The sequence below is a fragment of the Pseudomonas sp. RG1 genome (assembly GCF_025910115.1).
Lineage (GTDB): Bacteria > Pseudomonadota > Gammaproteobacteria > Pseudomonadales > Pseudomonadaceae > Aquipseudomonas > Aquipseudomonas atacamensis.
The window spans coordinates 53,165-79,304 of the sequence record NZ_JAPCIK010000055.1 but is presented as its reverse complement, the minus strand read 5'-3'; the positions used below and the strand labels follow the sequence as shown (position 1 = coordinate 79,304).

Here is a 26,140-nt window from a genome sequence, read left to right as displayed (position 1 = left end):
CAAGAGGCGCCGGCGGTCTGTAGGTTCGCGGCATTCTACTGGAATTGAGGGACGCTATGGATATCACTGAACTGCTGGCCTTCAGCGCCAAACAGGGCGCTTCCGACCTGCACCTGTCGGCCGGCCTGCCGCCGATGATCCGTGTCGATGGTGACGTGCGACGGATCAATCTGCCGGCGCTGGATCACAAGCAAGTGCACGATCTGATCTACGACATCATGAACGACACCCAGCGCATCGAATTCGAGAAAAATCTGGAAACGGATTTTTCCTTCGATGTACCCGGCGTGGCGCGCTTTCGGGTCAACGCCTTTAACCAGAACCGTGGCGCCGGCGCGGTGTTCCGCACCATCCCGTCGAAAGTGCTGAGCATGGAAGACCTCGCCATGGGCGATGTTTTCCGCAAGATCACTGATGCGCCGCGCGGTTTGGTGCTGGTCACCGGGCCGACCGGCTCCGGCAAGTCGACCACGCTGGCGGCGATGATCGATTACCTCAACACCCATCGCCATCACCACATTCTCACCATCGAAGACCCCATCGAGTTCGTCCATGAATCGCGCAAATGCCTGATCAATCAGCGCGAAGTCCACCGCGATACGCGCAGCTTCGCCACCGCACTGCGCTCGGCCCTGCGTGAAGACCCGGACGTGATTCTGGTTGGCGAGATGCGTGATCTTGAAACCATTCGCCTGGCGTTGACCGCCGCCGAGACCGGGCATCTGGTGTTCGGCACGCTGCACACGACCTCGGCGGCGAAGACCATCGACCGCGTGGTGGATGTGTTCCCCGGCGACGAGAAGTCGATGGTCCGTTCGATGCTGTCGGAGTCGTTGCTGGCGGTAGTGTCGCAGACGTTGATCAAGAAGATCGGCGGCGGGCGGGTGGCGGCGCATGAAATCATGCTCGGGACCTCGGCGATCCGTAACCTCATTCGCGAGGACAAGGTGGCGCAGATGTATTCAGCGATTCAGACCGGTGGGTCGTTGGGCATGCAGACACTCGATATGTGCCTGAAGGATCTGGTCACCAAGGGCTTGATCAGCCGCGAGCATGCACGCGAGAAAGCGCGCACCCCGGATAACTTTTGAGGGAGTGATCGTTCCCACGCTCTGCATGGGAATGCAGCCCGGGACGCTCTGCGTCCCTGCCGAAGCGGACGCGGAGCGTCCATTGAGTCATTCCCACGCGGAGCGTGGGAACGATCGATATGGTGTTAGCGCTGGACTACGCGCAGCTGCTGTTGCTCTTTCGGCAACACGCGCTTGGCGACGACGTAATGCTTTTCCCAGTACGGCTTGTTCAGCGTGTCGATGCTCACCGCTTTGCCACGGCGCGGGGCGTGGATGAAGCGGTCGTTGCCCAGGTAGATGGCAACGTGATTGACCCGACGGCTCTTGATGTTGAAGAAAATCAGATCGCCCGGCTTCAGATCCTTGCGCTCGACTTTCTCGCCGTGACCGCTGGCCATGGCGTTGGAGGTGCGTGGCAGGTCGAATGTAGCGTCGTTGAACGCGTATTTCACCAGACCGCTGCAATCGAAGCCTTTACTTGGGCTGCTGCCGCCCCAACGATAAGGTGTACCGAGGACGTTTACCGCACGGCTCAGCACATTGCTGCTTTCCTTGCTCGCCATCGGTGGCACCAGCTTGCTGCGGCTCTTGCTGCTCAGCGTGGTGGTCTTGCTCTTGCTGCTTTTGCTCGAAGGAGCCGAAGCATGGGATTTTGGGGTGAAGCCGTTGACGTTAGGAAGACGTTGCTCACGATTGGTGGCGTGGGCGGCCAGTGGCATTAATAGGCAAATAGTCAGCCATGTCTTGAAAAATGGTCGCATTAGGCGTGGCTCATAAGTGATAGCGCGCAACTTTATAACAGCTTTTTTTGCCGTTCCGAGGCCGTTCATCGATTCATTCCACCGGCTACGGAACCAAAAACGCTCAAAAAGTACGCAATTGTCCGACAGAAGTCAGGTTCTACAAGGGTTTCGCGCTAGCAACGGTAACATTTGCCATACGTCGCCCACCTGTAAAAAAGTCACAAAGAAATGAAGAATATTTATCTATCGAGTGCAATGAGGTCTTAATGAACAGCTATCAGCTCCCCCGCGTGAAAGAAAAAGACACTCACAGCAAAGTCATCGGCTACCTGCTGTGGATTTTCGGATTCACTGGCGCGCACCGCTTTTATTACGGCAAACCGGTGACCGGGACGATCTGGTTCTTCACCTTCGGTTTGCTGGGGATTGGCTGGCTGATCGACCTGTTTCTGATCCCGGCGATGGATCGCGAAGCGGATCTGCGCTTTGCCGCCGGGCCGATCGAGTACAACGTCGCGTGGATTCTGCTGACTTTCCTCGGTGTGTTCGGCGTGCACCGGATGTATCAGGGCAAATGGATCAGCGGCCTGCTGTATCTGCTGACCGGAGGGTTGTTCTTTATTGGTGTGCTGTATGACTTCTGGACCCTGAACGATCAGGTGTCGGTGCGCAACGCGCAGAATCGCGGCGCCTTCCAGTAAGTAGTGGCGAGGGGATTTATCCCCGTTGGGCCGCGAAGCGGTCCTGAATCCGAGAACGCGGTGGATTTGTTCCACCGCGTGCAATGGCTTCGCGACTGCTACGCAGCCGAACGGGGATAAATCCCCTCGCCACAATCTCCCTCAGCAGCAAGTCATGCCTGGTGAGTAATCCGCCCATCCACCAGCGTATAGCGCACCACGCCCGGCAGACTGTGGCCGATGAACGGGCAGTTCTCGCCCTTCGACAGCCAGTGCTCACCGGCCACCGTCGATGCCTTCGGATCGAACAGCACGATATCCGCCGCACCACCTACCGCCAGTTTGCCCGCCGGCAGGCGGAGGGCTTCGGCCGGGCCTGCGCTGAGACGTGCCAGCAGCGTCGGCAAGTCGAGCAAACCATCCTCGACCAGCGTCATCGCCAGCGGCAGCAGCAACTCAACACTGCTAATGCCCGGCTCGGTCGCGCCGAACGGTGCCAGTTTGGCGTCGCGCTCGTGGGGCTGGTGATGGCTGGAGATCGCCGAAACCACCCCGGATTTCACCGCTTCCCGCAGGCCATCGCGGTCGGCACGGGTGCGCAGCGGCGGTTGCACGTGGTAGAGGCTGTTGAAGTCGATCAGCGCTTCGTCAGTCAGGATCAGCTGATACAACGCAACATCCGCCGTTACCTTCAAGCCACGGGCCTGCGCCTGAGCAATCAGCGCCACACCGCGAGCACTGGTCAACTGGCTGAAGTGCGCACGCACGCCGGTCTGCTCGACCAGTAGCAGATCGCGAGCCAGCGCCACGGTTTCGGCGGTTTCCGGGATGCCCGGCAGGCCTAGGAAACTGGCGACCGCGCCTTCGTGAGCGAGACCGCCCTCGGCCAGATCGTGGTCCTGCGAGTTGAAGATCACCGTCAGGTCGAAAGTCGCCGCGTATTCCAGCGCCCGGCACAGGGTGCGGCTGTTGCGGAAGCTCTCCAGACCGTTGCCGAACGCCACGCAACCGGCGTCGCGCAGCGCGACCAGTTCGGCCAGTTGCTCACCGTCCAGACCTTTGCTCAGCGCGCCAATCGGGAACACTTTGGTGTTGCCAGCCTCGCGGGCGCGGTCGAGGATCAGTTCGGCCACAGCGGAGGTGTCGAGCACCGGTTTGGTCTTCGGCGGGCAGCACAGGCTGGTCACGCCACCGGCAGCAGCGGCGCGGGTTTCGCTGACGATCGAGCCTTTGCGGCTGTAGCCCGGCTCGCGCAGGGCAACGTTGAGGTCGACCAGGCCAGGCGCGGCGACCAGGCCTTGGGCATCGATGGTTTCTACTGCGCTGAAACCGGCCGGTGCGGCGCCGAGGGCGACGATCTTGCAGGCTTCAACGTGGATGTCGGTGATTTGATCCAGGCCGCTGCTGGGATCGATGACGCGTGCGCCGAGAATGCTGAGCTTCACTGGGCGTTCTCCTGCTCGAATTGACGTTGCGCAGTCTGCCCGCTCATGGCCATGGACAGCACGGCCATACGAATCGCGATGCCGTAGGTCACTTGATTGAGGATCACCGAGTGCGGGCCGTCGGCCACCGCCGACTCGATCTCCACGCCACGGTTGATCGGCCCCGGGTGCATGACGATGCAATCGGGTTTGGCTCCGGCCAGACGTGCGGTGGTCAGGCCGAACAGGCGATAGAACTCGCCTTCGCTGGGCAGCAGGCCGCCGGTCATGCGCTCACGTTGCAGACGCAGCATGATCACCACATCGACGTCCTTCAGGCCTTCGGCCATGTCGGTGTAGACCTTGACGCCGTATTGCTCGATGCCGATCGGCAGCAGGGTTTTCGGCGCGATCACGCGGATGTCCGGGCAGCCGAGGGTCTTCAACGCGAGCATGTTCGAGCGCGCTACCCGCGAATGGAGGATGTCGCCGACAATCGCCACCGAGAGGTTTTCGAAACCGCCCTTGTGCCGACGGATGGTGAGCATGTCGAGCATGCCCTGGGTCGGGTGCGCATGCCGGCCGTCGCCGCCGTTGATGATCGCCACCTGCGGGCAGACATGCTCGGCGATGAAGTGCGCCGCGCCCGAATCGCCGTGGCGCACGACGAACATGTCGGCGGCCATCGCTTCAAGGTTGCGCAGGGTATCGAGCAGCGTTTCACCCTTGCTCGCCGACGATGTCGACACGTTCAGGGTAATCACGTCTGCCGACAACCGTTGGGCCGCCAGTTCAAACGTGGTGCGGGTGCGCGTGGAGTTTTCGAAGAACACGTTGCACACGGTCTTGCCGCGCAGCAACGGGACTTTCTTCACCGCCCGGGCACCGACTTCAAGGAACGAGTCGGCAGTGTCGAGGATTTCCGTCAGCAACTCGCGGCGCAGGCCGTCGAGCGAGAGGAAGTGGCGCAGCTGGCCCTGATCATTGAGCTGCAGCGGGCGCTTGGTATCTAGAGGCGTCATCGCGAGGGGGACTCTCAATAGGGCGGATTAAAGGGTGACGTCTTGCAGTTCGAGCGTCAGCGGCTCGGGGCCGGACAACTTGACCCGCTGGTTGCCGGCCAGGGTCAGGGTGGCGCCGACCACGTTCGGGCGGATCGGCAACTCGCCGGCGTCCAGGTCCAGCAGGCAGACCAGGGTAACGCTGGCCGGGCGGCCATAATCGAACAGTTCATTCATGGCGGCGCGGATGGTCCGACCGCTCATCAGCACGTCGTCGATCAGCACCAGATGCTGGCCTTCGATCTCGAAGGGCAGGGCGGATGGGCGCACTTGCGGGTGCAGGCCGTTCTGGCTGAAGTCGTCGCGGTAGAAGGATACATCCAGCGTGCCCAGTGGCGCATCGCTGGCCATTTCCTTGAGCAGCGCCTGCGCGACCCAGATGCCGCCGGTGCGGATGCCGATGTAACGCGGTTCGCTGATGTCACGCTGGGCAAGGTGCGCCTTGAGGCGGGTCGCCATCTGGCTGATCAGATCGGCGGGATTGGGCAGGCTCATGGTTGCTCCTTCGTGATTCCGCGCTGCGTCCTGCCGGACGAAGCTCGGTTTATAACCAAAAGAAAAGCGCCGAAGCGCTTGTCAGGACTCAAACAATGCAGTGTTTTCATCGAGCCAGCCCTGCAGCAGCAGGGCGGCGGCGATGGCGTCCACCGGGTTGTCGCGATAACTGCCTTTCTGCCCGCCACGCACCAGTCGCTCGCCCTTGGCTTCGAAAGTGGTCAGGCGTTCGTCGTGGGTATAGAAGGGCAGGTTGTAGCGGCCGTTGAGGCGGCGGGCGAATTTCTCCGCGCGTACGCACATCTCGCTGGGCGTGCCGTCCATGTTCAGCGGCAGGCCGACCACCACGGCGTCGGGTTTCCATTCTTTTATCAGCGCTTCGACCTGATCCCAGTTCGGCACGCCGTTCTGCGCTTTCAGGGTGCACAGCTCGCGGGCCTGGCCGGTGATGACCTGGCCGACCGCGACGCCGATCTGTTTGGTGCCGTAGTCGAAGCCGAGAATCAGGCGCAGGGCCATCAGGCGTGACCCGCCTGGCTGGTGAGCAGATTGAGATCGATGCCCAAGTGCCGCGCCGCCGCTTCCAGGCGCAATTCGCTGCGGGTGTTGAAGAGGATGTCGGCGTTGAACGGGCAGGTCAGCCAGGCGTTGTCGGCCAGTTCGGCTTCCAGTTGCCCGGCTTCCCAACCGGCGTAACCGAGGGTAATCAGGCTCTGCGCGGGGCCGACGCCGTCAGCGATGGCGAACAGCACGTCCTGCGAAGTCGACAGGGCCAGGTCGCCGTCCAGCTGCGCCGTGGCCTGGAAGGTCTGGCCCGCCGGGTGCAGGACGAAACCGCGATCGGTCTGCACCGGCCCGCCGATGAAGATCGGCACATCCTGGCAACGCGCCGGCGGCTCGATGTCCGGGCGCAGCTGTTCGAGGATGTCGGCCAGGTTCAAGTCTTGCGGCCTGTTGACCACCAGCCCCATCGCGCCATTGGCCGTGTGCTCGACGATGTAGGTCAAGGTGTGGGCAAAGTTCGGGTCGGCCATGTGTGGCATGGCGATCAGGAAGTGATGCTTGAGGTAGCTGGGGCTGACGTTTTTCATGAGCGCTAGTGTGGCGTTCGAGGGGCGAACTGACAAGCTGGAGATGCTGACAACAACACAGATCCATTATTGGAACAGAGCTTTTGTGGCGAGGGGATTTGCTGTGGTGAGGGAGTTTATCTGTGGTTAGGGGATTTATCTGTGCTCAGGGAATTTATCTGTGGTGAAGGGATTTATCTGTGGTTAGGGGACTTATCTGTGGCGAGGGGATTTATCTGTGGTGAGGGGATTTATCTGTGGTGAGGGGATTCATCCCCGTTGGGGCGCGAAGCGCCCCTGAATCGCTTGATGGGTTCTGCCTGACACTCCATATGGAATGGTTTTGCGGCTGCTGCGCAGCCGAGCGGGGATAAATCCCCTCGCCACAGATAAATCCCCTCGCCACAGATAAATCCCCTCGTCACATAAATATTCAGTTGCTTGAGAGCTTGTCGCCCCGGGCAAATTTCCAGGTGCGGATGATTTCCAGGCGGTCGATGTCCGACAGATCGCCGGTAAACGGTGCAAACGGCGCGGCCAGGCGGACGATGCGCTGCGCCGCCTGATCGAGCAGCGGCTGGCCGGAGGATTCCAGCACCAGCACTTCATACAGCGAGCCGTCGCGATTGATCGAGACCATCAGGCGCAAATTGCCGTAGATCTGCTTGCGCCGCGCTTCTTCGGGGTAGTTGAGGTTGCCGATGCGCTCGACCTTCTTGCGCCAGTCGTCCTTGTACCACGCGCCCTTGTCGCGCATGGTCGACGCCGCGCTCAAGCGGTGGATGCGCGGGCGCTTGGCGTACAGCTGTTGTTCCTTGGCCAGCTCCGCCTCGAGGCTGGCGATGTCGCTGGACAACTGCGAGCTGTCGAACACCGGCGCGTCGACGGTCGGTTTGACTTCGGTTTTGCTTTCTTCTTTCTTGGTCGGCGCCTTTTTCGGTTTCGGCGCGACGGTGGTCACCGCTGCCTTGGGTGCGGCTTCCTGCACCACTGGCTTGGCGGCGGGCGGCGGGGTGACCTTTTTGACCTGATTGTCCTGGAACGGCGCGACTTCGGTGGTCTTGGGCAGGGCCTTCTTGTCGAGCGTGCCGCTGCCTTCCTGGTTTTCCTGAGCGAGAAAATCTGCCTTTTCCGGCTTCTTCTCGGCCTTGAAGGTGGCCAGGGTGATTTCCAGGGTTTTGCTGATCTGCTGCGGCTCGACCATGGTGAAACCGACGCCGAGCAGCAGCGCCAGGTGAATCAGCGCCGCGAGAAACAGGGTAAAACCGAGGCGATCGGCCGGGCGCACGCCACGATGGGCGAGTTCAGCGGGCAGATCGGACGGGAGGGTCATGACAGAAAAACCAACATCGCGTTTTCATGGGCCCGGCATGATAACGCAATGTTGGTTTTTAGCTGCAAGCTACGAGCTTCAAGCGACAAGCTGCATAGGGGCAGCTTCAAGCTTCAAGCTTCAAGCTTCAAGCTTCAAGCTTCAAGCTGACGCGGGCCGGCTTCAAGCTTGTGGCTTGCGGCTCGAAGCTTGCAGCTGCTTTTCGATAGCATCCATGAGCATGCCGCCGATGTCAGTGCCGAACGCATTGTCGATTTCGCGGATGCAGGTCGGGCTGGTGACGTTGATTTCGGTCAGGTGCTCGCCGATCACGTCGAGGCCGACGAACAGCAGGCCTTTCTCGCGCAGGGTCGGTCCGACCTGGGCGGCGATCCAGCGATCCTTTTCGGTCAGCGGACGTGCTTCGCCACGGCCACCGGCGGCGAGGTTGCCACGGGTTTCGCCCATGGCCGGGATACGCGCCAGGCAGTAATCCACCGGCTCGCCATCGATCATCAGGATGCGCTTGTCGCCATCGACGATCGCCGGCAGGTAGCCCTGAATCATGATTTGCTGCTTGCCGTGCAGGGTCAGGGTTTCGAGGATCACCGAGAGGTTCGGGTGGCCGGCGGTATGGCGGAAGATCGACGAACCGCCCATGCCGTCCAGCGGCTTGAGGATCACGTCACCGTGATGGTCGGCGAACTGACGCAATACGTCCGGGCGGCGGCTGACGATGGTCGGCGGCGTGCACTGCGGAAACAGCGTAGCGAACAGCTTTTCATTGCAGTCGCGCAGGCTCTGCGGCTTGTTCACCACCAGCACGCCAGCGGCTTCGGCCTGTTCCAGCAGATAAGTGGAATAGACGAATTCCATGTCGAACGGCGGATCCTTGCGCATCAGGATCACGTCCAGGTCGCTCAGCAGCTTGTCCTGCTCGGCGTCCAGTTCGAACCATTTGTCCGGGTTGGCGAAGACTTTCAGCGGGCTCATCCGCGCCCGCGCCTGGCCTTCGGCCTGATACAGGTCTTTCTGTTCCATGTAGAACAGTTCCCAGCCACGCTTCTGCGCGGCCAGCAGCATGGCCAGCGAGCTATCCTTTTTATAGGAGATGCTGGCGATAGGGTCCATGACAATCCCGACGCGAACGCTCATTGGGTTTTCCTCGAAATTTGGCTACCGGATCGGTATTGAAAAAGTGCCGCCAGAGTGGCGCCGGGCGGGTTTCGGGTCAAGGAAAAACCCGTCGATAGATTGCATCTGGAGACTGTGCTAAAAAGGCTGGCAGATCGCGCCGCCCCATGGGTTTCAAGGGTTTCAGGCCATTATTCACAGCAAAACGGACAATTTGATTCGCAAAGGCGACGGTAGAACCCTCTTATGGAACAGCAGTCCAGCGCCTTGAAGGTCATGGTGATCGACGACTCGAAAACGATTCGCCGCACCGCCGAAACATTGTTGAAGAATGTCGGTTGCGAAGTGATCACCGCCATCGACGGTTTCGATGCGCTGGCGAAGATCGCCGACCACCATCCCGGGATCATCTTTGTCGACATCATGATGCCGCGTCTGGACGGTTATCAGACCTGCGCCCTGATCAAGAACAACAGCGCCTTCAAGGCGACGCCGGTGATCATGCTGTCGTCCAGGGACGGTCTGTTCGACAAGGCAAAGGGGCGGATTGTCGGCTCTGATCAATTTCTGACCAAGCCGTTCAGCAAAGAAGAACTGCTCAACGCGATCCAGGCCCATGTTCCGGGCTTCGCCGCCGTTTTGCCGCAGTAAGACACGCACAGTGACGCTCGGCCAGCGGGCCGGCAGTCGACCAGAAAAATGGGGAAGACCATGGCACGTATCCTGATCGTCGATGATTCGCCGACTGAAATGTACAAACTCACCGGCATGCTCGAAAAGCACGGCCATGAAGTGCTCAAGGCCGAGAACGGCGCCGACGGCGTGGCCCTGGCCCGTCAGGAAAAACCCGACGCGGTGCTGATGGACATCGTCATGCCCGGCCTCAACGGTTTTCAGGCGACCCGCCAGTTGACCAAGGATGCCGACACGGCGCACATCCCGGTGATCATCATCACCACCAAGGATCAGGAGACCGACAAGGTCTGGGGCACCCGCCAGGGCGCCAAGGATTACCTGACCAAACCGGTCGACGAAGACACCCTGATCAAGACCCTGAACAACGTACTCAACGGCTGATCGCGCGATCATGAACGAATCGCTGACCGCGTTCGAACTGCTCTGGCAGATCGACCAGCGCTGCCGCCTGCTGGCAGCGGACCTGCCGTCGCAAGCGGCGCGCCCGGATCGCTGGAGCGGCATCGGCTTTCGCCTCGGCGAGCATTGGTATGTGGCGCCGATGGGCGAAGTCAGCGAAGTCCTGCATGAACCGCGCTTCACCCAGTTGCCCGGGGTCAAGCCGTGGGTCAAGGGTGTGGCTAACCTGCGCGGGCGGCTGCTGCCGATCATGGACCTGTGCGGGTTCTTCGGCCATGAACTGTCGCCGTTGCGCAAACAACGGCGGGTATTGGTGGTGGAACATGAAGACGTGTTCGCCGGGGTGATGGTCGATGAAGTCATCGGCTTGCAGCATTTCGAACAGGGCAGTTTCGAGCCGCTGTCGATCAGCAAGCGCCAGGGCTCCAAGGCCGAATTCGTCAAAGGCTATTTCCGCCGCGAACAGAACTGGCGGGTGTTCAGCTTGTTCGCACTGGCCAGATCCCCGGTGTTCATGGGTGTAGCTCTTTAGCACGAACAACAGAACCCATGTGGACGCGGGCCATGTGGCGAGGGGATTTATCCCCGTTGGGTCGCGCAGCGGCCCCAAAAACTGCAATGCCTGACACCGTCAGTGCATGCGATATTTTTGCGACTGCTTCGCAGCCGAACGGGGATAAATCCCCTCGCCACAAGGCTCGCTCCCACAAGGGCCATGGCAGGTTTCATAGGCGAGGACCGATGACAAAAGCAAAAACAGGCAAGTCGGCAGAAGCATCGCGCAGTCGCGCGCAGATCATCGTGCTGTTTATCGCACTGATCGTGTTCATCATGCTGCTGTTCGCCAACTTCGCGTACCTCAACACCCAGGCGAACTACGACAAGCAGTACATCGGCCATGCCGGCGAACTGCGCGTGCTCTCGCAACGCATTGCCAAGAACGCCACCGAAGCGGCGGCGGGCAAGGCGGCCGCCTTCAAACTGCTCAGTGATGCGCGCAACGATTTTGCCCAGCGCTGGGGTTACCTGAAAAAGGGTGACCCGAATACCGGCCTGCCACCGGCACCCGTCGCCGTGCGCCCGGAAATGCGCGCGGTGCAGATGGACTGGGAGCGCCTGCTGAAAAACACCGATGCGATCCTCACCAGCGAACAGACCGTGCTGTCGCTGCATCAAGTCGCCGCAACGCTGGCCGAAACCGTGCCGCAGTTGCAGATCGAATACGAAAAAGTCGTGGAAATCCTGCTCCAGCGCGGCGCTCCGGCGGCGCAGGTAGCGATGGCGCAACGGCAATCGCTGTTGGCTGAACGCATTCTTGGCGCAGTCAACACCGTGCTCGCCGGTGACGAAAACTCGCAGCAGGCCGCCGACGCGTTTGGTCGTGATGCCGCGCGTTTCGGTCTGGTGCTCAACGGCATGTTGCAGGGCAACCCGGCGCTGAAAATCAGCCAGGTCGAAGACCGCGACGCCCGTGCGCGTTTGAGCGAAATCTCCGAGCTGTTCCAGTTCGTTTCCGGCTCCGTGGATGAAATCCTCGAAACCTCGCCTGAGCTGTTCAAGGTGCGCGAGTCGGCGAGCAACATCTTCACCCTGTCGCAAACCCTGCTCGACGAAGCCTCGCACTTGGCCACCGGGTTCGAGCACCTGGCCGGCGGGCGCAACACCGACACCATTGGCGGCTATGTGCTGGGCTTGCTGGCGCTGGCCTCGATCATCCTCATCGGTCTGGTCATGGTCCGCGAAACCAATCGCCAATTGCGCGAGACCGCCGAGAAGAACGAGCGCAACCAGAACGCGATCATGCGCCTGCTCGACGAAATCGAAGACCTCGCCGATGGCGACCTCACCGTGACCGCCTCGGTGACCGAAGACTTCACCGGCACCATCGCCGACTCGATCAACTATTCCGTCGACCAATTGCGTGATCTGGTGGCGACCATCAACCTCACCGCCGGCCAGGTTGCCGCTGCGGTGCAGGAAACCCAGGCCACCGCCATGCATCTGGCCCAAGCGTCTGAGCAACAGGCGCAGCAGATTTCCGAAGCCTCGACAGCCATCAGCGACATGGCCGAGTCCATCGATCAAGTCTCGGCCAACGCTGCCGAATCGTCGGCGGTGGCCGAGCGTTCCGTGGAAATCGCCAACAAAGGCAACGAGGTGGTGCACAACACCATCCACGGCATGGACAACATCCGCGAACAGATTCAGGACACCGCCAAGCGCATCAAGCGCCTCGGCGAGTCGTCCCAGGAAATCGGCGACATCGTCAGCCTGATCGATGACATCGCCGACCAGACCAACATTCTCGCCCTCAACGCAGCGATCCAGGCATCGATGGCCGGGGATGCCGGGCGCGGTTTTGCCGTGGTTGCCGACGAAGTGCAGCGGCTGGCCGAGCGTTCGTCCGCCGCGACCCGGCAGATCGAAACCCTGGTGCGGGCGATTCAGGCCGACACCAACGAAGCGGTGATTTCCATGGAGCAGACCACCACCGAAGTGGTGCGCGGCGCGCGACTGGCGCAGGATGCCGGTGTGGCCCTGGAAGAAATCGAAGGCGTGTCCAAGACCCTCGCCGCGCTGATCCAGAGCATTTCCAACGCGGCGCAGCAGCAGACCTCTTCGGCCGGGCAGATCTCGCTGACGATGAATGTGATCCAGCAGATCACCTCGCAGACTTCGTCGGGGTCCACGGCCACCGCCGAGAGCATCGGCAACCTGGCGAAAATGGCCAGTCAGTTGCGCCGTTCGGTGTCCGGTTTCACCTTGCCGGCGGCGACAGATAAAGCGTGAGTGGAGTGGTTATGGGTGATCGGCACGACTACGTGGCCCTGGAATGGGTCAAGGGCGAAATTGCCGAAACGCTGAAGCTGGCGCATCAGGCGATCGAGGCCGTGCTCGACGATCCGCAGGCCTTCCCCGGGCTGGACGAGTGCCTGGCCTACATTCATCAGGTCCACGGCAGTCTGCAAATGGTCGAGTTCTACGGCGCAGCGTTGCTGGCCGAAGAAATGGAGCATCTGGTCGAAGCCCTGCAACATCAACGCGTGCCGCACCGCGACGAAGCCTTGCACCTGATGCTGCAAGCCTTGGGACAACTGCCGCTTTACCTCGACCGCGTGCAGAGCGCCCGCCGCGACCTGCCGCTGGTGGTGCTGCCGCTGATCAACGATCTGCGCAGCGCTCGCGGTGAAAGCCTGCTGGCGGAAACCAGCCTGTTCAGCCCGCCACTGCCCGAGCTGGCGCCGCTCGGCGACGCGGCACTCGCCGAGCTGGAACCGCCCGATCTGCCGAACGTGCTGCGCAAACTGCGGCAGATGCTGCAAATGGCTCTGGTCGGGCTGCTGCGCGAACAGGACGACCAGACGCACCTTGGCTATCTGGCCAAAGTCTTCAGCCGTCTCGAAGCACTGAGCGGCGACGCGCCGTTGAGCCCGTTGTGGCAGGTCGCCTCGGCGTTGGTCGAGGGCATGCGCGAGGGCGTCATCGCCAACAGTCCGGCGCTGCGCAGCCTGTTCAAGGACGCCGACCAAGAGCTCAAGCGCCTGCTCGAGCAGGGCATCGTCGGGCTCAACCAGCCGGCGCCGGCCGAGCTGCTGAAAAGCCTGTTGTTCTATATTGCCAAAGCCGAACATCCCACCGGGCAGATGCTGACCATGAAAGATCGCTACTCCCTGGACGACGCGTTGCCCGACAGCGCGATGGTCGATGAAGAACGCGCGCGCCTCGCCGGCCCCGACCGCGATGCCATGCGCTCGGTGCTGGCAGCGCTGTGCGAAGAGCTGGTGCGGGTCAAGGAGCGCCTCGATCTGTTCGTGCGCAGCGACCGCCAGCACGCCTCGGATCTGGACAGCCTGCTCGCGCCGCTGCGACAGATTGCCGACACCCTCGCGGTGCTGGGTTTCGGCCAGCCGCGCAAGGTCATCATCGACCAACTGGCAGTGGTGCTCAGCCTCGCCCAAGGCCAGCGCGAACCGAACGACGCGATTCTCATGGACGTCGCCGGGGCCTTGCTCTACGTCGAAGCCACGCTGGCCGGCATGGTTGGCACGGTAGAGACGCAAAGCGCCGAAGACGCGCGCCTGCCGACCACCGACCTGACGCAGATCCACCAGATCGTGATCAAGGAGGCGCGCATCTGCCTGCAACAGGCCAAGGACATGATCGTCGACTACATCGACGCCGATTGGGACCGCCAGCATCTGCAATCGCTGCCCGAGCTGCTGACGCAAGTACGCGGCGCGCTGGCGATGATTCCGCTGGCCCGCGCAGCGAGTCTGGTCGAGGCCTGCAACGGTTTCATTCGCGAGCATTTGATGCTCGATGCCCACGAACCGGGCTGGGAGCAACTCGATCATCTGGCCGACGTGATCAGCAGCCTGGAGTATTACCTCGAACGCCTGAGCGATGACCCGCAGGCGCCCGCCGAGCATCTGCTCGATGTCGCGCAAAACAGCCTTGCCAGCCTCGGCTTCTTTGCCAACGAGCAGCCCGGCGAAGCGCAGGTGCCGGTGCTCGATGAGGTGCTCAGCCCCAGCGAAGCGCAGCTCATGCAGGATCTGCAAGCGCTCGACGACCCTGACGTCGTGCAGTCGCTGGCCGAAGTGCTGGCCAGCCCGCTGTCGGCGCTCAACCCGCCGGCGCGCAACAGCCCCGACAGCCTGATGCCGCCGCCAGCCGATGAAGAACCGGTCGACGATGAACTGCGCGAAGTGTTCCTCGAAGAGACCGACGAAGTCCTCGCGGTCCTCCACGAATACCTGCCGCGCTGGACCGCCAATCCCCAGGACCGCGCCGCGCTGACCGAACTGCGCCGGGCCTTTCATACCTTGAAGGGCAGCGGGCGCATGGTCCGCGCGTTGGTCCTCGGCGAACTGGCCTGGGCCGTGGAAAACCTGCTCAACCGCGTGCTCGAACAAAGCGTCGAGCCCGGCGCAGTGCTGCGCCAATTGCTCGGCGACACCGTGTTGCTGCTGCCCGAGCTGATCAACGAATTCGCCACCCAGCGTCAGCGCCAGCGCAACGATGTCGACCAACTCGCCGCCCGCGCCCACGCGTTGGCCAAAGGCGATGAGCCGCTGGCTGCCGAAGACACCGACGACGTCGCCGCGCTTGATCCGCTGCTGCTGGAAATCTTCCGCAAAGAAGCCGAAACCCACCTCGCCAGCCTCAACCGTTTCCTCGATCAGGCCGCCGAACGGGTGCCGTTGCCGGCCAGCGACGAGCTGCAACGGGCGCTGCACACGCTCAAGGGCAGTGCATCCATGGCCGGTGTCTTGCCGATGGCCGAACTGGCGGCTTCGCTGGATCAACTGGCCCGCGAGTTCAAGGCGCATCAGTTGCCGCTGGATCTGGACGAGGTCGAACTACTGCTCGAAGCCGAGGGCCTGTTCCGCGTCGGCCTGCGCCAGCTCAAACACGATCCGCTGGCGCCGATTGTCGGTGCGCAGTCGCTGATCAAACGCACCGAAGCGCTGCTCGCCGAGCGCCTGCAAGCCAGCTCCGATGGCGCTGACAGCGGCCTGCGCCTCAAGCGCGATCCGCAGTTGATCAACAACTTCCTCGCGCAGGGCATGGACATCCTCCTCGACGCCGAAAACCTCTTGCAGCGCTGGCAGCAACACCCCGGCGAGCGCCAGGAACTCAGCGCCTTGCTCGATGAGCTGACCACTCTGGGCGAAGGTGCGCATCTGGCCGATCTGCAGGCGGTCGATGGCTTGTGCGAAGCCTTGCTCGATCTGTATGGCGCGGTGGAAGAAAGCAGCCTGGCGGTCAGCGAGCGGTTTTTCCACGAAGCGCAACTGGCCCACGAAGCGCTGATCAACATGCTCGACGAACTCGCTGCCGGCCAGGAAATCACCCCGCAACCGGAGCGGATTCGCGCCTTGCAGGAACTGCTCGACGAAGGCCTCGACCCGGCGGCGATGGGCCTGATCCGCAGCGACGGCAGTCGCACCCTGGATATTCGCGAACTGGGCAGCGCCACCGCCCAATTGCAGCAATCGGTTGCCGCCCTCGAGCCTGACGACGAGATCGTCGAAATCTTCCTCGAAGAGGCGGTGGACATTCTCGACAGCGCCGGGCAAGCCTTGCAGCGCTGGCGCAAGGATCCGGACAACGCCGCGCCGCTGTCGTCATTGCAGCGCGACTTGCACACGCTGAAGGGCGGCGCGCGCATGGCCGAGGTCGAGGCCGTCGGCGACCTCGCCCAGGAACTGGAAAATCTCTACGAAGGGCTGGTCGATCGACGCTACAACCACAGCGCTGCGCTCGAAGGTTTGTTGCAGCGCAGTCATGAGCGGTTGGCGCTGATGCTGGAGCAACTGCAAGCGCATCAAGCGCTGACCCCGGCGCAGGATTTGATCGACGCGATCCGTCAGTTGCGTCAGGGCCAGGCCGCCAGCGAATCTGCCCCCGCAGCGGTCGAACACGACAACGCCGGGCATGATCCGGAGTTGCTGGAGATCTTCCTCGAAGAAGGTTTCGACATCATCGAAAGCTCCGGCGCCGCGCTGTTGCGCTGGCAGGCCGAGCCGGGCAACCGTCAGGAAATCGAAACCCTGCTGCGCGATCTGCACACCCTCAAGGGCGGCGCGCGGATGGTCGAAATCGGCCCGATCGGCGACCTCGCCCATGAGCTGGAATTTCTCTACGAAAGCCTCTCCACCGGTGCGCTGCAACCGTCTGCCGAACTGTTCGCGCTGGTGCAGCGTGGCCATGACCGACTGGCGCAAATGCTCGATGGCGTGCGCGCCGGGCAACCGTGCCCGCCGGCCGATCGGCTGATCAGCGCGATCCAGAATTTCAGTCACCCGGTGCAGGTTGAAGCGCCGCCGGCGCCGGTCGCGGCACCGGTGGCTAAGCCCGAGGCTGCGCCACCGGCCGCCGATGTTGGCGCGGACATGGTCAAGGTTTCGTCCGAGCTGCTTGATGAACTGGTCAATCTGGCCGGGGAAACCTCGATCTTTCGTGGACGGATCGAGCAGCAAGTCAACGATGCGCAGATTGCTCTCAACGAGATGGAAACCACCATCGAGCGCATGCGCGATCAGTTGCGCCGCCTCGACACCGAAACCCAGGGGCGCATCCTCAGCCGCCAGCAAGTCGATGGCGAACGCCTCGGTTATGAAGACTTCGATCCGCTGGAAATGGACCGCCATTCGCAGCTTCAGCAACTGTCGCGGGCGCTGTTCGAATCCGCCTCGGACCTGCTCGACCTCAAGGAAACCCTCGACCGCCGCAATCACGACGCGGAAAACCTGTTGCAGCAACAGGGGCGGATCAACACCGAGTTGCAGGAAGGCCTGATGCGTACGCGCATGGTGCCGTTCGAGCGCATGGTGCCGCGTCTGAAACGCATCGTGCGTCAGGTCGCCGAAGAGCTGGGCAAGGATGTCGCATTCGTCGTCGGCAACGCTGATGGCGAGATGGATCGCAACGTACTGGAGCGCATGGCCGCGCCGCTGGAACACATGCTGCGCAACGCCGTCGACCATGGCCTCGAATCTGCCGAGGTGCGATTGGCGGCGGGTAAACCGGCGCAAGGGCAGATCACCCTCGATCTGTCGCGCGAGGGCGGCGACATGGTTTTCGACATCCGCGATGACGGCGCCGGGGTGCCGCTGGAAGCCGTGCGGCGCAAGGCGATCAAACGCGGTCTGCTGGCGCCCGACGCCGAGATCAGCGACCGCGATGTGTTGCAGTTCATTCTCCAGCCGGGTTTCTCCACGGCGGAAAAGATCACCCAGATTTCCGGGCGTGGCGTCGGCATGGACGTGGTCCACGAAGAGGTGCGCCAACTCGGCGGCAGCATGAGCATCGATTCGGTGCCGGGGCAGGGCGTGCATTTCCGTATTCGCTTGCCGTTCACCGTGTCGGTCAACCGCGCGCTGATGGTGCAGTGCGCTGAGGATCAATACGCGATTCCGCTGAACACCATCGAAGGCATCGTGCGTGTGTTGCCGAATGATCTGGAAGGGCACTTCCGTCAGGATCCGCCGAGTTATCAATACGCCGGCCAGCGTTATGAACTGTGCTACCTGGGCGAGCTGTTGAAGACTGCGCCACGGCCAAAACTGCTCGGGCAGAACCTGCCGTTGCCGGTGCTGCTGGTGCATTACAACGACCGCCATGTTGCGGTGCTGGTCGACGCCATGGCCGGCACTCGCGAGATCGTGGTCAAGAGCCTCGGCCCGCAATTCGCGGCGGTGCAGGGCGTGTCGGGGGCGACGATTCTCGGCGACGGCCGGGTGGTGCTGATTCTGGATCTGCTCGCACCGATCCGGGCGATGCAGGCGCGGCTGGCGCAAGAGCCGGCGCGCACGGAGATCGACAGCGAGCCGCACAAGCCGCTGCTGATCATGGTCGTCGATGACTCGGTGACGGTGCGCAAGGTCACCAGCCGTTTGCTCGAACGTCACGGCATGAACGTGCTGACCGCCAAGGACGGTGTCGATGCGATGCTGCTGCTCGAAGAGCACATGCCCGACCTGATGCTGCTCGACATCGAAATGCCGCGCATGGACGGCTTCGAAGTCGCCACCCAGGTGCGCGCCGACGAACGCCTGCGCCACTTGCCGATCATCATGATCACCTCGCGCACCGGGCAGAAACACCGCGACCGCGCCATGGCCATCGGCGTCAACGACTACCTCGGCAAGCCGTATCAGGAATCGGTGTTGCTGGAGAGCATCGCCCAGTGGAGCAAGAAACATGCATGAGCACCGGCACAACCCGCGCACCAGCCAGCTTACCGGGCTGCTGCTGCCGCTGGCCGATCGCAACCTGATCCTGCCGAATGTCGCCATCGCCGAGCTGATCGACTACCAGGCCAGCGCCTTCGATCTCGACACGCCGCCGTGGTACCTGGGCCGGGTAACGTGGCGCGAGCGGCAGATTCCGTTGATCAGTTTCGAATCGGCCTGCGGGCAGAAAATCGTCATCGGCGAACGGGCGCGGATCGTCATTCTGAATGCGCTGGGCGGCTTGCCGCAGCTGAGATTCATCGCCCTGTTGGTGCAGGGGATTCCTCGGTCGTACAAGCTGGACAGTCAGTTGAGTTACGTGGATGTGCCGTTGTGTGCGCTGGAACAGGCGGCGGTGCAGGTGGGCGAGCAGGTGGCGAAGGTGCCGGATTTGTTGGGGCTGGAGCGGTTACTGGTGGATGCGGGTTTGGCCCGCTGATCCAAGGCTTGACTGATCGTTCCCACGCGCAGCAAAGGAATGCAGCCCGGGACGCTCCGCGTCCCTTTCAGAAGCCGAACGCGGAGCGTCCGTGGAGGCATTCCCACGCAGAGCGTGGGAACGATCAACATCAAGCCACGCCTGTGTTTAAAGACACCCCGTGTTACGCCGCACCAGCCTACAATTCGCGAGCAGGCTCGCTCCCACAATTGGAATGCATTCGATCGTTCCCACGCTCCGCGTGGGAATGCCGCAACGGACGCTCCGCGTTCGGCTTTGGAAGGGACGCGGAGCGTCCCGGGCTGCATTCCTTTGCTGCGCGTGGCTTGTCCGTTACGCTCAGCGTAATGATTCATCACCCAGCTTGATTGATGCCCTCATCACACACGCCTAACTTGGCTCCACGACAGCGAACCCGTGGAGTGAGCATGACAACAACAATTTCCCCCGACTCGCGCTGGACGCGGCGGCGTGACGAGAAGCAGCGCCGGCTCGACAAGGTGCGCGGGCTCGCCGATGGTGCGGTGCTGCCCAGCGACAAAATCGTCGCCGCGCTCGAAGCGCTGATCCATCCCGGCGATCGTGTGGTGCTGGAGGGCAACAACCAGAAGCAGGCAGATTTCCTCTCGCGTTCACTGGCCAAGGCCGACCCGGCCAAGCTCCACGATCTGCACATGATCATGCCCAGCGTCGGCCGCTCCGAACACCTTGATCTGTTCGAACGTGGCATTGCCCGCAAGCTCGATTTCTCCTTCGCCGGCACCCAGAGCCTGCGCATCAGCCAGTTGCTCGAAGACGGCTTGCTCGAAGTCGGCGCCATTCATACCTACATCGAACTCTACGCCCGCCTCGTCGTGGACCTGATCCCCAACGTTGTGCTCTCGGCCGGGTTCATGGCCGACCGCGCCGGCAACATCTACACCGGCCCGAGCACCGAAGACACCCCGGCGCTGATCGAACCGGCGGCGTTCAGCGACGGCATCGTTATCGTTCAGGTCAACCAATTGGTCGATGACGTCAGCGAACTGCCGCGCGTGGACATTCCCGCTTCATGGGTCGATTTCGTCGTGGTCGCCGACAAACCGTTCTACATCGAACCGCTGTTCACCCGCGACCCGCGGCACATCAAGCCTGTGCACGTGCTGATGGCGATGATGGCGATTCGCGGGATCTACGAAAAACACAACGTGCAGTCGCTCAACCATGGCATCGGTTTCAACACCGCCGCCATCGAACTGATCCTGCCGACTTACGGCGAATCCCTCGGCCTGAAAGGCAAGATCTGCCGCAACTGGACGCTCAATCCGCACCCGACGCTGATCCCGGCGATTGAAAGCGGCTGGGTCGAGAGCGTGCATTGCTTCGGTACCGAACTGGGCATGGAAAACTACATCGCCGCTCGGCCGGATGTGTTCTTCACTGGCCGCGACGGTTCGCTGCGCTCCAACCGCATGGTCTGCCAACTCGCCGGGCAATACGCGGTGGATCTGTTTATCGGCGCGACGTTGCAAGTCGACGGCGACGGCCATTCCTCGACGGTGACTCGGGGCCGTCTCGCCGGTTTCGGTGGTGCGCCGAACATGGGCCACGATCCGCGCGGCCGCCGTCACGGCACTCCGGCGTGGCTGGACATGCGCCATGCCGATGGGCCGCAACCGATGCTCGAACGCGGCAAGAAACTGGTGGTGCAAATGGTCGAGACCTTCCAGGAAGGTGGCAAAGCGACCTTCGTCGAAACCCTCGACGCCGTGGAGGTGGCGAAGAAAAGCGGCATGCCGCTGGCGCCGATCATGATCTACGGCGACGACGTTACCCACCTGCTCACCGAAGAAGGCATCGCCTACCTGTACAAGGCGCGCTCGCTGGAAGAGCGCCAGGCGATGATCGCAGCGGTCGCCGGGGTTACCGCCATCGGCCTGCGGCACAACCCGAAAGACACCGAACGCATGCGCCGCGAGGGCCTGATCGCCCTGCCCGAAGACCTCGGCATCCGCCGCACTGACGCCACGCGCGAATTGCTCGCGGCGAAAAGCGTCGCCGATCTGGTCGAGTGGTCCGGCGGCCTGTACAACCCGCCCGCCAAATTCAGGAGCTGGTAATGCACGCATTCAACCTGCAAGCGAAACCGCTGTCCCTGGCTGACCGCTTGGCCGATCTGGCAGTGGACGCGTTGATCGACGAAGCCGATCTGTCGCCGAAACCGGCGCTGGTCGACCGTCGTGGCAACGGCGCGCACACCGATCTGCACCTGGGCCTGATGCACGCGTCGGCGTTGGCCTTGTGGCCAGCGTTCAAGGAAATGGCCGAGGTGGCGCTGGAGCTGTGCGAAGTCGGTGTGCCGTTACGCGAAGCGATTGGCCGCATCGGTCGCGAGGGCGAACAAGCCATGCTCGTGACCACCAACGGCGTCAACACCCATCGCGGTGCGATCTGGGCGTTGGGACTGTTGGTGACGGCCGCCGCGCTGCAACCGAAATCCATCGCCCTGTGCGCCGCCCGCCTGGCACTGCTCGACGACCGCTACGCACCGACACCACTCAGCCACGGCGCACAGGTCGCCCAGCGTTACGGCGCACGCGGTGCTCGCGAGGAAGCGCAACTGGGCTTCCCGTCCGTTCTGCAACGGGGCCTGCCGCAACTGCACAAAAGCCGCGCCAACGGCCACGGCGAACAGAACGCCCGGCTCGATGCGTTGCTGGCGATCATGACCGAGCTGGCCGACACCTGCGTGCTCTACCGCGCCGGCGAGCCCGGTCTGCAGGCCATGCAGGCCGGCGCGCAAGCGGTGCTCGATGCCGGCGGCAGCGCCAGCCTCAGCGGTCGTCGGCGCCTGCACGAACTGGATCAACAACTCATCGCATTGAATGCCTCGCCCGGTGGCGCCGCCGACCTGCTCGCCGCCACGCTGCTGCTCGATCGTATCGAGCGCGACGGCATCTCTCAGGGAGCGTTTTGATGGAAAACCTATCGTTTGAATTCCCCGCCGGGCAGCCGCCACGCGGGCGTGCGCTGGTCGGTTGTGTCGGCTCGGGTGATCTGGAAGTGCTGATCGAACCGGGTCTGGCCGGCAAACTGACGATCAACGTGCAGACCTCGGTCAACGGCGCGCAGCAGCGCTGGCAGCACCTGTTTGCGCGGATGTTCGACGGCACCACGCCACCGGCGATGGCCATCGATATCCACGATTTCGGCGCGACACCGGGGGTGGTGCGCTTGCGTCTGGAACAGGGTTTCGAGGAGATCGGCCATGACTGACAGCGCAGCGTTGCTCAACAAACACAGCTTCGTCGAACTCGGCGCGCGGCAGCGGGCGCAAGCCTTGCTCGACGCCGGGACCTTTCGCGAACTGCTCGATCCGTTTCAACGGGTCATGTCGCCATGGCTTGAGCGCCAAGGTGTGGTGCCGCAAGCCGACGACGGGGTGATCATCGCCAAGGGCCGCCTCGACGGTTTGCCGGTGGTCATCGCGGCGATTGAAGGTGCGTTTCAGGGCGGCAGCCTTGGCGAAGTCGGCGGGGCGAAGATTGCCGGTGCGCTGGAACTGGCTGCCGAAGACAACCGCAACGGTATCCCCACCCGCGCGGTGTTGCTGCTGGAAACCGGTGGCGTGCGCTTGCAGGAGGCCAATCTGGGGCTGGCGGCGATTGCCGATATCCATGCGGCGATTGTCGATTTGCAGCAATACCAACCGGTGGTCGGCGTGGTCGCCGGCAGTGTCGGTTGCTTCGGCGGCATGTCGATTGCCGCTGCGCTGTGCAGCTATCTGTTGGTGACCCAGGAAGCACGTCTCGGTCTGAACGGCCCGCAAGTCATCGAGCAGGAAGCCGGGATCGAGGAATACGACTCCCGCGACCGGCCCTTCATCTGGAGCCTGACCGGCGGCGAACAGCGTTTCAACACGGGACTAGTGGACCGTTATGTCGGCGATGATGTGGCGCAGATTCGTCAGCAGGTCGGTGAATTGCTCCGGCAAGGCTTGCCGGCACAGCCGCGCAGTCAGCGCGCCGCGTGGTTTCTGCAACGCCTCGGCAAGCTGAACACTGACCAGCAAATCGAACCGTCGGTGGTTCGCGATCTGTATCAAGGAGAGCGCTCATGAGCAGTTATTCATTGCGCGGTTTGCACTGGTTCAACGCCTTGAGCATGGGCGCTGAAAGCGTCGAAGGGTTGCCGCCGTCATTGAAAGTGGCCGACGCTGAGCTCGGGCGTTTTATCGCCGTGGTCGCCGACCCGGACAATCGTTTCCCCCGCGCCCGAAACGGCGAAGTCGGTTTGCTCGAAGGCTGGGGGCTGGCCAAAGCTGTGGATGACGCGATCAGCGCCGATCGCGACAACGCGAAGAAGCGTCCGATCATCGCCATTGTCGATGTGCCGAGCCAGGCATATGGCCGGCGCGAAGAAGCCCTCGGCATTCATCAGGCGCTGGCCGGCGCGGCGGACAGTTATGCCCGTGCGCGTCTGGCCGGGCATCCGGTGATTGCGCTGCTGGTGGGCAAGGCCATGTCGGGTGCATTTCTCGCCCACGGTTATCAGGCCAATCGCCTGATTGCTTTGCGCGATCCGGGTGTGATGGTGCACGCGATGGGCAAGGCTTCGGCGGCGCGGGTCACCTTGCGCAGTGTCGAGGAACTGGAAGCGCTCGCCGCCAGCGTGCCGCCGATGGCCTATGACATCGACAGCTACGCCAGCCTCGGCCTGCTCTGGGAAACCCTCTCGGTGCAGCAGATTGAACAGCCGACAGAGGAAGATCTGACCCGCGTGACTGAGTGCCTCAAGCAAGCGATCAGCGATGTGACCAGCACTGATTTGAAAGGGCGCCTTGGTGCGAGCAATCGTGCCGCCTCCAGCAAAGTCCGCGAATTGCTGAGGGCGCAGTGGTGAACCTGCCCCTGGCCCACGATCTGCTCTGGGGCATGACCCCAGCGCAGTTGCCGGCTGATGCGCCGGCGTGGGCGATCGCGGCGCTGGCGGCCGGGCAACCGGTGGTGGTGCGGCGGGCCTTGAGCGAGAAAGGTCTGGTCGCGGTCGGCGTTCGTGGTGTGTTGCGTGAGCAGCGGCTGGCGGCGTTTATGCCGCTCGATTCGATTGCCTGTCGGGTCAGTCCCGAAGCCCTTTGTCAGGTTGAGTGCGAGCGAGATCTGCCGGTGATGCAGGCGCTCAAACAACTGCGGCCGATACTCGATGACTGCGGTTGGGTCTGGGGTGTCAGCGGTAGTGTCGGGTTTGAATTGGCCAGTGGTTTTGCAGCGATGCACGCGGCCAGTGATCTCGATCTGATTCTGCGTGCGCCGCACATCATCGGCCGTAATCAGGCGCGCGAACTGGTCGCGCTTTTTGATCAAACTGCGTGCCGGGTCGACATGCAATTGCAGACCCCATTCGGCGCTGTGGCGTTGCGGGAATGGGCCAGCGGTTCGGCCCGAGTGCTGCTGAAAAATGCCCATCAGGCTGCATTGGTGATCGATCCGTGGAACCCGCAGGAGCAGGCAGCGTGAGCAGTCTGCTGGTGTTTCCCGGCCAGGGCGCGCAGCAAGCGGGCATGCTCCAGCGTTTGCCTCGGGAAACACTGGTCGAGGCCAGTGATGTGCTGGGCGAAGACGTTGCGCTGCTGGATTCAGCCGAGGCATTGCGCACGACCAGAGCGGTTCAGCTGTGCCTGCTGATCGCCGGTGTCGCTGCTTCGCGGCAGTTATTGCAGGATGAACTGACTGCGGATTACGTCGCCGGCCTGTCCATCGGCGCTTATCCGGCAGCAGTGGTGGCGGGGGCCTTGAGTTTCAGCGATGCGCTGCATCTGGTCAGCCTGCGCGGTGAGCTGATGCAACAGGCTTATCCACAGGGCTACGGCATGACCGCGATCATCGGCTTGCAGTTGTCGACCGTCGAAACCCTGCTGGCGCAAGTGCACAGCGAAGATGCGCCGGTGTATCTGGCCAACATCAACGCCGATAACCAAGTGGTCATCGCCGGCAGCGACAAGGCCATGCAAGCAGTGGCCGAACTGGCGCGCAGTCGCGGCGCCGGAGTGGCGAAGCGGCTGGCGGTGAGCGTGCCGTCGCATTGCCCATTGCTGGAAAAACCGGCGCAGGCGCTTGCCGAGGCCTTCGCCAAGGTTGAACTGAAGAACCCGAAAGTCGCTTATCTGAGCGGCAGTCGCGCGCGGCCTGTGAGCAAAGTCGAAGCGCTGCGCGAGGACCTCGCTTTTAACATGTGCCGCGTGGTGGACTGGCGCGGCACCGTGCAAAGCGCCTACGAGCGCGGCGTGCGTCTACAGATCGAACTGCCGCCCGGTGCGGTGCTGACCGGGCTGGCGCGCCGGGTGTTCGAGCAGGGCACCGTCACTGCCTTCGACAGTGCCCGCCTCGATACCCTGCAAGCGCTGTTGCGCGAGGAGGGTGGCCGCCAACTCTAAAACCGCCGCGACTCAAGCTTCGAACAACAAAAACAACATTCGACGATGCACTTTGAGGACTACAACAATGATTATTTACGGTGTGGCGTTTCTCGCCTTCTGCACGCTGGTCGGTATCTGGGTCGGTGAACTGCTCGGCAAGCTGATCGGCGTGCCGGCCAACGTCGGCGGTGTCGGTATTGCGATGCTGCTGTTGATCGGCCTGGGCAGCTATCTCTATAAGAGCGGCTGGCTCAAGGGCAAGACCGAGCAGGGCGTGGAGTTCTGGAGCGCGATCTACATTCCCATCGTGGTCGCCATGGCCGCACAGCAGAATGTCTACGGTGCGCTGAAGGGCGGGCCGATGGCGATTCTTGCCGGCACCCTCGCCGTAGTGATCGCTTTTGCCCTGGTGCCGGTGCTGACGCGCATGGGCAACAAGCAAGAGACGCCGATTGCTCCTGTCAAGACTGCGGGGTAAT

The 26,140-nt window shown here is 62.6% G+C and carries 24 protein-coding genes; 16 read left to right on the top strand and 8 right to left on the bottom strand.

Annotation, left to right across the window (positions count from 1 at the left end; all coding sequences use genetic code 11):
* Window positions 1-56: 56 nt before the first annotated feature.
* Window positions 57-1,091 carry a type IV pilus twitching motility protein PilT gene (locus OK411_RS26315; RefSeq protein ID WP_016772732.1) on the top strand — a complete coding sequence of 345 codons (1,035 nt, stop codon included), beginning with the start codon at window positions 57-59 and terminating at the stop codon, window positions 1,089-1,091.
* Between the two features lie 125 nt (window positions 1,092-1,216).
* Here OK411_RS26315 and OK411_RS26310 read toward each other — a convergent pair whose 3' ends face one another.
* Window positions 1,217-1,834 (bottom strand): C40 family peptidase, encoded by a 618-nt coding sequence (locus OK411_RS26310; RefSeq protein ID WP_024014657.1) that lies wholly within the window; start codon window positions 1,832-1,834, stop codon window positions 1,217-1,219.
* Window positions 1,835-2,082: 248 nt separating this feature from the next.
* Here OK411_RS26310 and OK411_RS26305 point away from each other — a divergent pair, with 248 nt between their 5' ends.
* Window positions 2,083-2,517, top strand: coding sequence for an NINE protein (locus OK411_RS26305; protein ID WP_016772734.1), 435 nt, complete (start codon window positions 2,083-2,085; stop codon window positions 2,515-2,517).
* A gap of 152 nt (window positions 2,518-2,669) precedes the next feature.
* Here the strand turns inward: OK411_RS26305 and OK411_RS26300 are convergent, their stop codons facing one another.
* From OK411_RS26300 to gshB, 7 genes are all read right to left on the bottom strand, one after another.
* Window positions 2,670-3,941 (bottom strand): dihydroorotase, encoded by a 1,272-nt coding sequence (locus OK411_RS26300; RefSeq protein ID WP_110603640.1) that lies wholly within the window; start codon window positions 3,939-3,941, stop codon window positions 2,670-2,672.
* On the bottom strand, window positions 3,938-4,942 hold the full coding sequence (locus tag OK411_RS26295) for an aspartate carbamoyltransferase catalytic subunit (protein ID WP_016772736.1): 1,005 nt from the start codon (window positions 4,940-4,942) through the stop codon (window positions 3,938-3,940). The genes OK411_RS26300 and OK411_RS26295 overlap by 4 nt, the downstream gene beginning before the upstream one ends.
* Before the next feature lie 27 nt (window positions 4,943-4,969).
* The gene (gene pyrR / locus OK411_RS26290; protein WP_130888298.1) at window positions 4,970-5,476 is read right to left on the bottom strand and encodes a bifunctional pyr operon transcriptional regulator/uracil phosphoribosyltransferase PyrR; all 507 of its coding nucleotides are present in this window, start codon (window positions 5,474-5,476) and stop codon (window positions 4,970-4,972) included.
* Between the two features lie 81 nt (window positions 5,477-5,557).
* Window positions 5,558-5,995 (bottom strand): Holliday junction resolvase RuvX, encoded by a 438-nt coding sequence (gene ruvX / locus OK411_RS26285; protein ID WP_016772738.1) that lies wholly within the window; start codon window positions 5,993-5,995, stop codon window positions 5,558-5,560.
* Entirely contained in the window at window positions 5,995-6,567 is a 573-nt protein-coding gene (locus OK411_RS26280; protein WP_016772739.1) for a YqgE/AlgH family protein, read from the bottom strand. Before OK411_RS26280 ends, ruvX begins: the two co-directional genes overlap by 1 nt.
* A 412-nt stretch (window positions 6,568-6,979) precedes the next feature.
* Window positions 6,980-7,879, bottom strand: a complete 900-nt coding sequence (locus OK411_RS26275) for an energy transducer TonB (protein WP_039757551.1) — start codon at window positions 7,877-7,879, stop codon at window positions 6,980-6,982.
* Between the two features lie 162 nt (window positions 7,880-8,041).
* Window positions 8,042-9,013, bottom strand: a complete 972-nt coding sequence (gene gshB / locus OK411_RS26270) for a glutathione synthase (RefSeq protein WP_042606571.1) — start codon at window positions 9,011-9,013, stop codon at window positions 8,042-8,044.
* A 225-nt stretch (window positions 9,014-9,238) separates the two neighbouring features.
* Between gshB and pilG the strand changes: the two genes are divergently transcribed.
* The 14 genes from pilG to madL all read left to right on the top strand — a co-directional run bounded on the left by pilG (window position 9,239) and on the right by madL (window position 26,139).
* A complete protein-coding gene (gene pilG, locus OK411_RS26265) occupies window positions 9,239-9,643 on the top strand; it encodes a twitching motility response regulator PilG (protein ID WP_016772743.1) in 405 nt (134 codons plus the stop codon).
* A gap of 60 nt (window positions 9,644-9,703) precedes the next feature.
* Window positions 9,704-10,069: a twitching motility response regulator PilH gene (pilH, locus tag OK411_RS26260; RefSeq protein WP_016772744.1), complete on the top strand. Its 366-nt coding sequence runs from the start codon at window positions 9,704-9,706 to the stop codon at window positions 10,067-10,069.
* Between the two features lie 10 nt (window positions 10,070-10,079).
* Window positions 10,080-10,619 carry a chemotaxis protein CheW gene (locus OK411_RS26255; RefSeq protein ID WP_016772745.1) on the top strand — a complete coding sequence of 180 codons (540 nt, stop codon included), beginning with the start codon at window positions 10,080-10,082 and terminating at the stop codon, window positions 10,617-10,619.
* Between the two features lie 209 nt (window positions 10,620-10,828).
* Window positions 10,829-12,877 (top strand): methyl-accepting chemotaxis protein, encoded by a 2,049-nt coding sequence (locus tag OK411_RS26250; protein WP_016772746.1) that lies wholly within the window; start codon window positions 10,829-10,831, stop codon window positions 12,875-12,877.
* Window positions 12,878-12,888: 11 nt separating this feature from the next.
* Window positions 12,889-18,804, top strand: coding sequence for an Hpt domain-containing protein (locus OK411_RS26245; RefSeq protein ID WP_264365894.1), 5,916 nt, complete (start codon window positions 12,889-12,891; stop codon window positions 18,802-18,804).
* Window positions 18,797-19,267 carry a chemotaxis protein CheW gene (locus OK411_RS26240; RefSeq protein WP_186569309.1) on the top strand — a complete coding sequence of 157 codons (471 nt, stop codon included), beginning with the start codon at window positions 18,797-18,799 and terminating at the stop codon, window positions 19,265-19,267. Before OK411_RS26245 ends, OK411_RS26240 begins: the two co-directional genes overlap by 8 nt.
* 428 nt (window positions 19,268-19,695) lie before the next feature.
* Window positions 19,696-21,366, top strand: coding sequence for a malonate decarboxylase subunit alpha (mdcA, locus tag OK411_RS26235; RefSeq protein WP_136493108.1), 1,671 nt, complete (start codon window positions 19,696-19,698; stop codon window positions 21,364-21,366).
* The gene (locus tag OK411_RS26230) at window positions 21,366-22,223 is read left to right on the top strand and encodes a triphosphoribosyl-dephospho-CoA synthase (protein WP_264365893.1); all 858 of its coding nucleotides are present in this window, start codon (window positions 21,366-21,368) and stop codon (window positions 22,221-22,223) included. Before mdcA ends, OK411_RS26230 begins: the two co-directional genes overlap by 1 nt.
* Complete coding sequence (locus OK411_RS26225) at window positions 22,223-22,522, top strand: malonate decarboxylase subunit delta (protein WP_039757560.1); 300 nt, start codon at window positions 22,223-22,225, stop codon at window positions 22,520-22,522. Before OK411_RS26230 ends, OK411_RS26225 begins: the two co-directional genes overlap by 1 nt.
* The gene (locus OK411_RS26220) at window positions 22,515-23,366 is read left to right on the top strand and encodes a biotin-independent malonate decarboxylase subunit beta (RefSeq protein ID WP_264365892.1); all 852 of its coding nucleotides are present in this window, start codon (window positions 22,515-22,517) and stop codon (window positions 23,364-23,366) included. Before OK411_RS26225 ends, OK411_RS26220 begins: the two co-directional genes overlap by 8 nt.
* Entirely contained in the window at window positions 23,363-24,148 is a 786-nt protein-coding gene (gene mdcE / locus OK411_RS26215; protein ID WP_264365891.1) for a biotin-independent malonate decarboxylase subunit gamma, read from the top strand. Before OK411_RS26220 ends, mdcE begins: the two co-directional genes overlap by 4 nt.
* A complete protein-coding gene (locus tag OK411_RS26210) occupies window positions 24,142-24,762 on the top strand; it encodes a malonate decarboxylase holo-ACP synthase (RefSeq protein WP_264365890.1) in 621 nt (206 codons plus the stop codon). Before mdcE ends, OK411_RS26210 begins: the two co-directional genes overlap by 7 nt.
* Window positions 24,759-25,679 (top strand): malonate decarboxylase subunit epsilon, encoded by a 921-nt coding sequence (mdcH, locus tag OK411_RS26205; protein WP_125916644.1) that lies wholly within the window; start codon window positions 24,759-24,761, stop codon window positions 25,677-25,679. Before OK411_RS26210 ends, mdcH begins: the two co-directional genes overlap by 4 nt.
* A 67-nt stretch (window positions 25,680-25,746) precedes the next feature.
* Window positions 25,747-26,139 (top strand): malonate transporter subunit MadL, encoded by a 393-nt coding sequence (gene madL / locus OK411_RS26200; RefSeq protein ID WP_125916642.1) that lies wholly within the window; start codon window positions 25,747-25,749, stop codon window positions 26,137-26,139.
* Window position 26,140 lies beyond the last annotated feature (1 nt).